The organism is Pseudomonas sp. LBUM1649, from assembly GCF_059716155.1.
The window spans coordinates 5,570,686-5,581,845 of sequence record NZ_CP166807.1 but is presented as its reverse complement, the minus strand read 5'-3'; the positions used below and the strand labels follow the sequence as shown (position 1 = coordinate 5,581,845).

At 56.0% G+C, this 11,160-nt stretch carries 14 protein-coding genes; 4 read left to right on the top strand and 10 right to left on the bottom strand.

Translation table 11 applies throughout. The features are described from left to right. Window positions 1–36: 36 nt before the first annotated feature. The 5 genes from ACA058_RS25785 to ACA058_RS25765 all read right to left on the bottom strand — a co-directional run bounded on the left by ACA058_RS25785 (window position 37) and on the right by ACA058_RS25765 (window position 2,894). Complete coding sequence (locus ACA058_RS25785; protein ID WP_497636488.1) at window positions 37–351, bottom strand: hypothetical protein; 315 nt, start codon at window positions 349–351, stop codon at window positions 37–39. 58 nt (window positions 352–409) lie between these two features. Beyond that, window positions 410–868: a GNAT family N-acetyltransferase gene (locus ACA058_RS25780; protein ID WP_497640001.1), complete on the bottom strand. Its 459-nt coding sequence runs from the start codon at window positions 866–868 to the stop codon at window positions 410–412. Window positions 869–895: 27 nt separating this feature from the next. Then, window positions 896–1,798: a chemotaxis protein CheV gene (locus tag ACA058_RS25775; RefSeq protein WP_008057527.1), complete on the bottom strand. Its 903-nt coding sequence runs from the start codon at window positions 1,796–1,798 to the stop codon at window positions 896–898. 202 nt (window positions 1,799–2,000) lie between these two features. Beyond that, the gene (bfr, locus tag ACA058_RS25770; protein ID WP_497636487.1) at window positions 2,001–2,477 is read right to left on the bottom strand and encodes a bacterioferritin; all 477 of its coding nucleotides are present in this window, start codon (window positions 2,475–2,477) and stop codon (window positions 2,001–2,003) included. 198 nt (window positions 2,478–2,675) lie between these two features. Further along, entirely contained in the window at window positions 2,676–2,894 is a 219-nt protein-coding gene (locus ACA058_RS25765) for a bacterioferritin-associated ferredoxin (RefSeq protein WP_008057530.1), read from the bottom strand. A gap of 304 nt (window positions 2,895–3,198) precedes the next feature. Here ACA058_RS25765 and ACA058_RS25760 point away from each other — a divergent pair, with 304 nt between their 5' ends. Then, window positions 3,199–3,801, top strand: a complete 603-nt coding sequence (locus tag ACA058_RS25760) for a peroxiredoxin (protein ID WP_008057532.1) — start codon at window positions 3,199–3,201, stop codon at window positions 3,799–3,801. A 201-nt stretch (window positions 3,802–4,002) separates the two neighbouring features. Here ACA058_RS25760 and rnt read toward each other — a convergent pair whose 3' ends face one another. Next, window positions 4,003–4,680 carry a ribonuclease T gene (rnt, locus tag ACA058_RS25755; protein WP_497636486.1) on the bottom strand — a complete coding sequence of 226 codons (678 nt, stop codon included), beginning with the start codon at window positions 4,678–4,680 and terminating at the stop codon, window positions 4,003–4,005. Next, entirely contained in the window at window positions 4,677–5,723 is a 1,047-nt protein-coding gene (pyrC, locus tag ACA058_RS25750) for a dihydroorotase (RefSeq protein ID WP_497636485.1), read from the bottom strand. The genes rnt and pyrC overlap by 4 nt, the downstream gene beginning before the upstream one ends. A 159-nt stretch (window positions 5,724–5,882) precedes the next feature. On the opposite strand from pyrC, the gene ACA058_RS25745 reads away from it, so the two are divergent. Both ACA058_RS25745 and ACA058_RS25740 read left to right on the top strand, forming a co-directional pair. After that, window positions 5,883–6,788 (top strand): flagellar protein MotY, encoded by a 906-nt coding sequence (locus ACA058_RS25745; RefSeq protein ID WP_497636484.1) that lies wholly within the window; start codon window positions 5,883–5,885, stop codon window positions 6,786–6,788. 129 nt (window positions 6,789–6,917) lie between these two features. Further along, on the top strand, window positions 6,918–8,135 hold the full coding sequence (locus ACA058_RS25740; protein ID WP_497636483.1) for an argininosuccinate synthase: 1,218 nt from the start codon (window positions 6,918–6,920) through the stop codon (window positions 8,133–8,135). A 75-nt stretch (window positions 8,136–8,210) separates the two neighbouring features. Here ACA058_RS25740 and ACA058_RS25735 read toward each other — a convergent pair whose 3' ends face one another. Then, window positions 8,211–8,972 carry a hypothetical protein gene (locus ACA058_RS25735; RefSeq protein WP_497636482.1) on the bottom strand — a complete coding sequence of 254 codons (762 nt, stop codon included), beginning with the start codon at window positions 8,970–8,972 and terminating at the stop codon, window positions 8,211–8,213. A gap of 528 nt (window positions 8,973–9,500) precedes the next feature. Here ACA058_RS25735 and ACA058_RS25730 point away from each other — a divergent pair. Beyond that, a complete protein-coding gene (locus ACA058_RS25730) occupies window positions 9,501–10,127 on the top strand; it encodes a response regulator transcription factor (RefSeq protein WP_008057539.1) in 627 nt (208 codons plus the stop codon). A gap of 90 nt (window positions 10,128–10,217) precedes the next feature. Here ACA058_RS25730 and ACA058_RS25725 read toward each other — a convergent pair whose 3' ends face one another. Further along, window positions 10,218–10,397, bottom strand: a complete 180-nt coding sequence (locus ACA058_RS25725) for a PA3496 family putative envelope integrity protein (RefSeq protein ID WP_008057542.1) — start codon at window positions 10,395–10,397, stop codon at window positions 10,218–10,220. Window positions 10,398–10,502: 105 nt separating this feature from the next. Beyond that, the gene (gene nth, locus ACA058_RS25720) at window positions 10,503–11,141 is read right to left on the bottom strand and encodes an endonuclease III (protein ID WP_497636481.1); all 639 of its coding nucleotides are present in this window, start codon (window positions 11,139–11,141) and stop codon (window positions 10,503–10,505) included. Between the last annotated feature and the right edge of the window lie 19 nt (window positions 11,142–11,160).

The following is an 11,160-nucleotide window of genomic DNA, read 5'->3' as shown; positions in this document are numbered from 1 at the left end:
CCCGGTCAGGAAGGTGACTGCTGACTGACAGCCGTGTCAGTTTGGTCGTATGGAGTCCCACTCGGTCACGTAGGCTGTTTTGCTTTTCTTGTTGTAGAGGCACAGTTCGGTACCTTGCCGGCCTTTCATGTGCTTTTGCGGGTACTGGCCTTGCAGCAGCAGGGCGGTGTAGCCGACCCGATCATCGAACTGTGCGGCGTTGCCGACGGGTTTGGCATTCGCAAGACCGCTGGCCTTGGTGCAACTGGCGAGTATGACTTTGTCGAAGGCGGCCCAGGCGTCGGGGCTGGAGGCGTGTACCTGGGTAGCGAGGGTAGTGAGGCAGACGAAGGTCAGGGTGACAGCTTTCATGGTTCAGGGATCCTTGGGCGGGTGCTGGCCAAGGTGTGAGTATGCCTGAAGGTCTGGGTCAGGCCGGAACCGGTTCCCGGCGGACCACATACATATCGGCGCTCTCATACAAGCGCCGTGCGCGAAAGTTGACTTCCAGCACTTTCAAATCGACATACCCTTCGCGCCGAAGTTGAAACACCTTGAAGGCATTGAGCAGCAACGCTCGCCCCAAGCCGCGGCCTTGAGCCCGCGGATGCACCACCAGATTTTTAATGTAGGCGCTGGTCCAGCACTGACATACACCCACGATACCCTGGGCATCCAGAGCGATGAAGCACAGTGTCGGATCATATTCAGGATCGGTTTCAAATCGCTGTTGCCATACGTCCAGAGCCGGGACGCGGCCACCTCCTTGCGAGTGACCCAGTTCCAGCAAGCGATGAACCTCTTCTGCCTGATCTGGACGATACCCGGTCAGGAGGATTCCCTGAGGCCAGATGATGGCGGGCACAGCTTCAACGAGACTGCGCCGCATGAGAAAGCAGAATTGCTCGTTCAAGACTCAATGACCTTGTTCGGCCACAGCCTTGGCCGCGTCGATCAGGCACTTGGTCAGCTCCGGCGAAGAGAACTTGGTCAGCACCGCATTCGCACCCGCAAGCCGTGCCTTTTCGCTGTTCATCGCACTGTCCAGGGACGTATGCAGCAGCACATAGAGGTGCGCGAAGTCCGGGGTTTCACGCAGGGTGCGGGTGAAGGCGTAGCCGTCCATTTCGGACATTTCGATATCGGAGACGATCAGGTTGATCTGCTGGGCGGTGCCTTGCAGATCCAGCAGGCAGTCGATGGCTTCCTTGGCGCTGCGGGCCGTGTGGCATTGAAGGCCCAGGTTGCGCAAGGTGTGCACCGATTGCTGCAGCGCGACCTGACTGTCATCGACCACCAGAATACGAGCGCTGCCCAGTATTTCTGCATCTTCCATGCTGAGCTCGGTCGGCGCCATGTCGATGGGTACCGGGGCGATGCCATGGATGACCTTTTCGATGTCCAGCACCTGCACCAGGGTGCCGTCGACCGAGGTGACGCCGGTGATGTACGAGCGCGAACCGCCAGAGCCGAAGGGTGGTGGACGGATGTCGGTGGTCAGGCAGTGCACGATCTTGCTCACCGCCTGCACATGCAAGCCTTGCTTGGAGCGGCTGACGTCAGTGACGATCAGGCACCCACCGTCAGGGTCTTCCAGCGGGCGCTCACCGATGGCGCGGCTGAGGTCGATCACCGACAACGAGGCGCCGCGCAGGGTGGCGATACCTTTGACGTGGGGATGCGATTCGGGGAGTTTGGTCAGTGGTGGGCAAGGGATGATTTCACTGACTTTGAGCAGGTTGATCGCCATCAGCTTGCCACTGCGCAAGGTAAACAGCAGAAGCGAAAGTGAATCTGCGCGGGCTTTGGTGGAGGACATAAAAACCTTCTGTGGAAAAAGGTGGTGAGGCGATCGGTGGATCACCCACAGCTATCGATGCCAGGTTATCGACTTGTCAGGGGCAGGCTTTAGTAAAAATCCCCTGAGCCGGTCCAGACCCATGCAAATTGAAACAAAAAAGCCCCGCCTCTTCAAAAGAGAGCGGGGCTCTTGTGTTACATCGAGCCGGGCGGAGTAGAACTTACTCGTCGTCGCCCATCTGCGATTGCAGGTAGTTCTCCATACCGATCTTGTCGATCAGGCCCAGTTGGGTTTCCAGCCAGTCGATATGTTCTTCTTCGGACTCAAGGATATCTTCGAGCAGTTCACGGCTACCGAAGTCGCCCACGGTTTCGCAATGCGCGATCGCCACTTTCAGATCGGCATGGCCGGTCTTCTCGATTCGCAGGTCACACTCGATCATTTCCTTGGTGTGCTCGCCGATCTGCAGCTTGCCCAGGTCCTGGACGTTCGGCAGGCCTTCAAGGAACAGGATGCGCTTGATCAGCTTGTCCGCGTGCTTCATCTCGTCGATGGATTCGTGGTACTCGTGTTTGCCGAGCTTGTTCAGACCCCAATCTTCGTACATGCGTGCATGCAGGAAGTATTGATTGATCGCGACCAGTTCATTGGCAAGGATCTTGTTGAGATGCTGGATGACTGTAACGTCGCCTTTCATGATGGGGTCCTGCCCTAGATTAACTGTCTATAAGGCAGAGTTTGAGCCGCACAACTAAGAGTGTCAAACCTAAGTTATTGAATAATATATGAAAATTAATCGGAATAAGAATGTTTGTGTTCCGCGTCTAGAGCCTAAGCAATTGATTTTCAGGCATAAAAAAACCGGACATGAGTCCGGTTCTTTGAAATACGGTATTTACGCAGCAGTAAATTCAACAGGAAAAGGGATCGCAGCCTGGGCCGTTTGCAATTTGGTCAGGGTCTCGCGGACCACTTCCTTGGCGAGGCAGGCACATTTGCCGCATTGACTGGCAACGCCGGTGGCCTGGCGCACTTCCTTGTAGCTGCAGCATCCTTCATAGATCGCATCGCGGATTTGGCCGTCGGTGACGCCAGTGCAGAGGCAAACATACATAAGTGAAAACCGTCGCTGTTTATGTCTCGAATGCGATGGATCTTAATGTTAACGAGAATGATTGTCAAAGTGCTTTGAGAGGGCTTTTTGACAGGCCTGACGAACGGTTGCCAACGATGCGCTGTAAACCGAAATACCCTTCGTCCTTTTTTACGTCCATGGGAGAAACCGTTACGGACAGGCCAAAAACGCAGTGTATGATGGCCGGTCTTTTCGAAACGGGTTCGTGTCACAGGGCTGTCGCCTGAAGGTGGCAGGCTGATGCAAACCTTGTTCTTAACGCTTCTACACCAGGAGATATCCAATGAGCGTACTCGTAGGCAAACAAGCCCCTGACTTCACCGTACCGGCCGTACTCGGCAATGGCGAAATCGTGGACAGCTTCACCCTGTCGTCGGCCATCAAAGGCAAATACGGCCTGGTGTTCTTCTACCCGCTGGACTTCACCTTCGTTTGCCCGTCGGAGCTGATCGCTCTGGACAACCGCATGTCTGAGTTCAAGGCGCGCAACGTTGAAGTGGTCGCTGTGTCGATCGACTCGCATTTCACCCACAACGCATGGCGCAACACCCCGGTAAACGATGGCGGTATCGGCGCGGTTCGTTACACCATGGCTGCCGACATCAAGCAGGAAATCATGAAGGCCTACGACGTTCAGTCCGCTGACGGCGTGGCGTTCCGTGGCGCATTCCTGATCGACGACAAAGGCGTTGTCCGCTCGCAGATCATCAACGACCTGCCGCTGGGCCGTAACATGGAAGAGCTGCTGCGTCTGGTCGACGCTCTGCAATTCCACGAAGAGCACGGTGAAGTTTGCCCTGCCAACTGGAAAAAAGGCGACAAAGGCATGAACGCTTCGCCAGAAGGCGTTGCGGCTTACCTGACCGAGCACGCTGCTGCACTGTAAGGCACGCTCCAGGTACAAAAAAACCGGCTATCGAGGCCGGTTTTTTTATGCTCGGGATTAAGTCACGCGCCCTGTAGGAGCAAAGCTTGCTCGCGATGGTCGTTAACGATAACGCAGGTAGTCTGACTCCCCGTGGTGTTCTTGAGTCCATCGCGAGCAAGCTCGGCTCCTACAAGGAGCAAAAGAGCAGAAAATCTTCAATCAATCGCCAAAGTCTTCCCAACCGCCCATTTGTTTCCAGCGGTTGACGATGCCGCAGAACAACTCGGCAGTCTTCTCGGTGTCGTAGCGAGCCGAGTGAGCCTCGCGACCGTCGAAGTCGATATCGGCAGCCTGACAGGCCTTGGCCAGCACGGTTTGACCATAAGCCAGACCCGCGAGCGTCGCGGTATCGAAACTGGAGAATGGATGGAACGGGTTGCGCTTCATGTCCAGGCGCGCGACCGCGGCATTGAGGAAGCCCAGGTCGAAACTGCTGTTGTGCCCAACCAGAATCGCCCGTTTGCAACCGTTGGCCTTGAGCGCCTTGCGCACGCCGCGGAAGATATCGTTCAGCGCCGCCTCTTCACTCACTGCCATGCGCAGCGGGTGATCGAGCTTGATCCCGGTAAACTCCAGGGCTGCCGCTTCGACGTTCGCTCCTTCAAAAGGCTCGACCCGGAAGAAGTAGGTGTGATCGGGGTACACAAAACCCTTTTCATCCATGGCGATCGTCGTTGCAGCGATTTCCAGCAGGGCGTCGGTGGCCGAGTTGAAACCACCGGTTTCTACGTCGACGACAACTGGCAGGTAGCCACGAAACCTGGCGGCCATTGGATGACGGGAACCGCCGCCACCGCCTTGACCTTCCTGTTCGTCGTCGAAATGGTCTTCACTCACGCGTGTTCCTCCAGCAGGCGCCAGCGCAGTTTTTCACCGGCGCGCAGCGGGATAACGGTCAGCTCGCCAAACGGCAGGCTGGTTGGGGCGGTCCATTCTTCGCGGACCAGGGTAATGCGATCGGTGTTGGCCGGCAGGCCATAGAAACGCGGGCCGTTGAGGCTGGCGAAGGCTTCGAGCTTGTCCAGCGCGTTGCGCTGTTCGAAGGCTTCGGCGTACATCTCGATCGCCGCATAAGCGGTGTAGCAACCGGCGCAGCCGCAGGCGGCTTCCTTGGCGTGCTGGGCGTGGGGTGCCGAGTCAGTGCCGAGGAAGAACTTTTCGCTGCCGCTGGTTGCGGCGTCGAGCAGGGCTTCCTGGTGCGTATTGCGCTTGAGGATCGGCAAGCAGTAGAAGTGCGGCCGAATTCCGCCCACCAGCATGTGGTTGCGGTTGTACAGCAGGTGATGCGCGGTGATGGTCGCGCCAACGTTGACTGACGCCGAGTTGACGAACTGCACGGCGTCGGCGGTGGTGATGTGTTCGAACACCACCTTGAGCGTCGGGAAACGCTCGACCACACGACGCATATGTTCATCGATGAAGATTTTTTCGCGGTCGAACACGTCGACATCGCCGCGGGTGACTTCACCGTGGATCAACAAGGGCATCCCGACTTCGGCCATGGCCTCGAGTGCAGGGAAGATCTTGTCGATGCTGGTGACGCCCGAGTCCGAGTTGGTGGTCGCGCCGGCCGGGTACAGCTTGGCGGCGTGAACGAAACCGCTGGCCTTGGCCTCGCGAATTTCTTCAGGCTGGGTGCGGTCGGTGAGGTACAGGACCATCAGCGGCTCAAACGGGCTGCCGGCCGGGCGGGCAGCGAGAATCCGCTGGCGATAGCCGTCGGCTTCAGCCGCATTGCGCACCGGTGGTACCAGGTTGGGCATGATGATGGCGCGGCCAAAGGTGCGCGCGACATCCGCGACGGTATTGGTCAACACGGCACCATCGCGAAGATGAATATGCCAGTCGTCGGGACGCAGCAGGGTCAGGCGGTCGGACATGAGGGGATTCCAGGCGGGTCAAACTGAAGGGAATGCTACCGGAAAAGACTCTTGCAGGCACTCGCTATCAAGTTTTACGGGAAGCTTCCGATATCCAACAGGTATGCCGTAAACATCTGTGTGTCGGTCTTTTTGTCGTAGAAGCCAGTGGAGCCTCCCGTGCGCCAGCGTTATTTAGCCTTGCTCAGTGTGTTTGCCAGCCTTCCCGCAATGGCGCTCACTTTCCAGACTCGCCTGGAGACCATTGAGTGGACGGTCGAAGGCGACAAATTCGAGTGCCGGCTGACTCAGCCGATCACCGATTTCGGCTCGGGCGAATTCGTGCGGCGCGCGGGCGAACAGGCGACGTTTCGTTTGAATTCCTACAACGCAATGATGGGCGGCGGTTCTGCCACCTTGCTGGCCGCTGCCGCGCCTTGGCAGCCGGGACGCGGTGATATCAATCTGGGCACGGTGAGGATCGGCAGCGGCAACGTCCTGTTCAACAGCTCGCAGGCCCAGGCTGGACGCTTGATCAGCGGCCTGATGGACGGACGCAGTCCCGTGGTCCGGCACTCTTCGGGCGATGGCCGGGCGTCGGAGGTGCGTTTGTTGCCGGTCAGGTTCAACAAGGCATTTGCCGACTATCAGGGCTGCGTGGCCAAGTTGCTGCCGCAGAACTTCGATCAGGTGAAGCAATCCCAGGTCGGCTTCCCCGGTGGCGGTATTGATCTGGATGCGGCCGCCAAGGCCAGGCTGCAAGTCATGCTGGAATACATGAAAGCCGATCCGACGGTCAATCGCATAGAACTGGACGGCCACTCCGATAACAGCGGCAATCGCCTGACCAACCGTGACCTGTCACGGCGTCGGGCGCTGGCGGTGATGGAGTTCTTCAAGGCCAACGGCATCCAGGAATCGCAAATCACCCTGCGTTTCCATGGCGAGCGGTATCCCCTGGCACCCAATTCCAGCAACGTTAACCGCGCGAAAAACCGTCGGGTAGCGATACGGCTGGAGCGGGGAGCCCCCGCGGAGCAGGTGGCCCCTCAAGCGACGAAGCCCGCCGCTTCGGCAACTTCCTGACCCCTTGGTCATCGTCGCGCTCTCGACATAATCTGTCGCTTCGTCGTCATAAGCTGTCGCGCCACTGTAAATTATCTTGCATGGGCGGTAGACTTGACGGCTTTCCGTAGAACCCCGTGGAGTGATGGCATGGCGGACGTAAACAAGGTCGTTCTGGCGTATTCCGGCGGCCTGGACACTTCGGTGATCCTCAAGTGGCTGCAGGATACTTATAACTGTGAAGTAGTGACCTTCACCGCTGACCTGGGTCAGGGCGAAGAGGTCGAACCTGCACGCGCCAAGGCTCAAGCCATGGGCGTGAAAGAGATCTACATCGACGACTTGCGCGAAGAGTTCGTGCGCGATTTCGTTTTCCCGATGTTCCGCGCCAACACCGTTTACGAAGGCGAGTACCTGCTGGGTACTTCCATCGCTCGTCCGTTGATCGCCAAACGCCTGATCGAAATCGCCAACGAAACCGGCGCTGACGCCATTTCCCACGGCGCCACCGGCAAGGGTAACGACCAGGTTCGTTTCGAACTGGGCGCCTACGCCTTGAAACCAGGTGTGAAAGTGATCGCCCCGTGGCGCGAATGGGACCTGCTGTCCCGTGAGAAACTGATGGATTACGCCGAGAAGCACGCGATCCCGATCGAGCGTCACGGCAAGAAAAAATCCCCGTACTCGATGGATGCCAACCTGCTGCACATCTCCTATGAAGGCGGCGTGCTGGAAGACACCTGGACCGAGCACGAAGAAGAAATGTGGAAATGGACCGTCTCCCCGGAGAAGGCTCCAGATAAAGCGCAATACCTGGAACTGACCTACCGCAACGGCGACATCGTTGCACTGGACGGCGTCGAAATGACCCCGGCCACCGTGCTGGCGACCCTGAACCGTATCGGTGGCGAACACGGTATCGGCCGTCTCGACATCGTCGAGAACCGTTACGTGGGCATGAAGTCCCGTGGCTGCTACGAAACCCCTGGCGGCACCATCATGCTGCGCGCTCACCGTGCGATCGAATCGATCACCCTGGACCGCGAAGTGGCTCACCTCAAAGACGAGTTGATGCCCAAGTACGCCAGCCTGATCTACACCGGTTACTGGTGGAGCCCTGAGCGTCTGATGCTGCAACAGATGATCGATGCCTCCCAGGCCCACGTGAACGGTGTGGTTCGCCTGAAGCTGTACAAGGGCAACGTGATCGTCACGGGTCGCAAGTCCGACGAGTCGCTGTTCGACGCCAACATCGCCACTTTCGAAGAAGATGGCGGCGCGTACAACCAGGCCGACGCAGCGGGCTTCATCAAGCTCAACGCCTTGCGCATGCGCATCGCGGCGAACAAAGGTCGCAAGCTGTTCTGAGACCTTTGATGTAATGGAATGTGTGGCCCGGTCGTCGACGGGGCCGCACATTTGAAAAGGGGGATCCTGCGCGCATCAGCTTTCTTCCTGGTTTTTGCTGCTACCTCTCTCATCCTTCCCTTCTGATTGATCGTCCACCGCTACGGGTTGCCGTGCGTCGATGGGCAAGTGTTGATCAATGACCGTCAAACCCTGTGAATTTAAATTGTAGGCAGCACAGAACGTTGTGCGGCAGCGTTTCTTCACGTGTTTTGAAGGGATGGCTGCACTTTCCTTGAGTTTTGAATCTGACTCGGTACAGGTGAGGAACATGACTGCGCGTGCAGCTTTTCCCGGTTCGTTGTGAATGCTTTCCATCAAGTGACTGAACTCGGCGCTTCCTGTCATCGCGCGTGCATCAACGACATACAGATCTCTCAGCCGTTCAGGCAAACGTACGCGGTGTAGCGCCGAATGAGCGACGCCAGAGACCGATTCTGAAGGTGGGTCTTGTGCTTTGGAGGGACGGCGAGTGGATCGGCCGCCAATGTCTGACGTCCTGCCAGCGGAAGTTCTACTCTTCTTGTTCTCGGGTTGCTCGGCACCGTCCATGACTTTTATGAAATGCTTTCCCTTTTCAAAGTCGGAGGGGGCGTAAAGCGATCGATAGTTGAAGTTGAGCGTGGCGAAGAATAGCAACAGCAGATAAAAGGGGAAGCTGATCAGGAACCAGATGTAGACGTCTCTATCCTCGTCATCGAGGAAGGGTAATGAAACGGCTGCCGATGTTTCAGACAGTGTGGCAAATATTGCAATCACTGTCATGGGGTTGCTTATTCTTTTTTTGAGCTTATCCATTTTCATTCTCGTTGGTCTGTTGATTGGGTGATGCTTGGTTGTTTTGAATTTAATGCATCTAACTGGTCTTGGGCATCCTGGAGTTTCTGTTTTTCAATTGATTTAATGTCAGGCAGGTGCTCTTCCTGTTTGTAATTTTCTTATGATCGATGCTGTGTTGTTTTTTGCTGTAAGAACGAGTGGATAAGTTGTGTGTGATGTTTCTGGAGTGGGGGTTGATATTGGATAACTCCGGTTGCCTTTAGTTTTTTAGTCGGGTAGACACATGTCTGATCGCTGTCTAAACATCAATTACTCTTGATTTTTTTGTTGCAGGTCGATACAAAAAAATAATTACAATTGGAAAGTCAAGACCTCAACAAAAGTTTTCTGCCCGGGGATTTCTTAGATTTTTTGTAAGAAAAATCTCTGATGTTTGTAGGGAATGTCTCTTGGTGCGAGTGGCCGGGGGGGGCGACATGCCAGGGACGAAACGACTAGGCTATTGTGCGGGCTCTAAAAATTCGAATAGCGAAATTGGACTTGCCCATGAATAAAGTGCTGATTGTGGATGATCACCCCGTCATTCGTCTTGCGGTACGAATGCTGATGGAGCGTCATGGCTACGAAGTCATTGCAGAAACAGATAATGGTGTGGATGCATTACAACTAGCCCGGGAATACATGCCGGACATTGTCATCCTGGATATTGGAATACCGAAACTGGATGGGCTGGAAGTTATTGCGCGACTGACATCGGCTGCGATGCCGATGAAAGTGCTGATATTGACTTCTCAGTCCCCTGGACATTTTTCCATGCGCTGCATGCAGTCGGGAGCCGCCGGATATGTGTGCAAACAACAGGACCTCACGGAGTTACTCAGTGCAATAAAGGCAGTCTTGTCAGGCTACAGTTACTTTCCCAATCAGGCCTTGCATACTGTGCGTGCCAGTCTTGGTAACGCCAGTGAAGCCGATATGGTAGATCGTCTGTCAGGGCGGGAAATGATGGTGTTGCAGCAGTTGGCCCGAGGCAAGACCAATAAAGAGATTGCCGATGGAATGTTTCTCAGCAACAAGACCGTCAGTACCTACAAGACCCGACTGCTGTTGAAACTCAATGCGCGCTCGCTGGTCGATCTGATCGAACTGGCCCAGCGTAACGGCCTGGCATGATGAGCCTGGGTTTGACGAAGTGCGACAGGCGAGCATTTATCGCGACTCGACACTTAGTAAAAAGCCTCCGTTTCGGGAGGCTTTTAGGTCTTACAGGTCAAAATCGTAATCGGCCAATTGCTTTTGCAGTCGGCGCTCCTCCAGCAGATTGTCGATGGTTCGGCGCTTGCTCAGGTTGGTTTTCGCAACTTCAGCCACCGGCTCGGCATCATCAGCCTCTACTGGGGTGAAGTCGTCATCTACGTCCAATTGCTCTTTGCCAGTGCTCATTTAGTACTCCAGGCGAAGAAGGCCTTTGGGGCTCCTTATATCGACAATCGTGCGACGGGTAAAAAAGATTTTTTCAATCGATAAATCGAAAAACCCAATAGCGGCTCAATCGTCCGAGGTCTTGTGCTTGTATTCGCACAAGTCTTCGATCCGGCAACTGCCGCAGCGAGGCTTGCGGGCCAGGCAAACATAACGTCCGTGAAGGATCAGCCAGTGATGGGAGTCGAGCAGGTACTGCCTGGGCACGAACTTCATCAATTTATTCTCGACTTCGACCACATTCTTGCCGGGCGCGATGCCGGTGCGGTTGCTGACCCGAAAAATGTGGGTGTCCACGGCCATCGTCAATTGGCGAAATGCAGTATTGAGCACCACGTTGGCGGTCTTGCGGCCTACGCCGGGCAAGGCCTCCAGTTCCTCACGGGTCTGTGGTACTTCACCGGCATGACGCTCAACCAGCAGTCGGCAGGTCTCGATCACGTTTTTTGCCTTGCTGTTGTACAGGCCGATGGTCTTGATGTATTCCGACAATCCTTCGACGCCCAAGGCATGAATCGCCGCAGGGGTGTTGGCAGCCGGAAACAGTTTTGCCGTGGCCTTGTTGACGCCGACATCGGTCGATTGCGCCGAAAGAATCACCGCAATCAGCAATTCAAAGGGTGAGGAATAGGCCAGTTCGGTCTTCGGTTGCGGATTGTCTTCATGCAGCCTGCGGAAAATTTCCAGACGTTTTGCGGCATTCATGTGCGATGCGTTTCCTCGA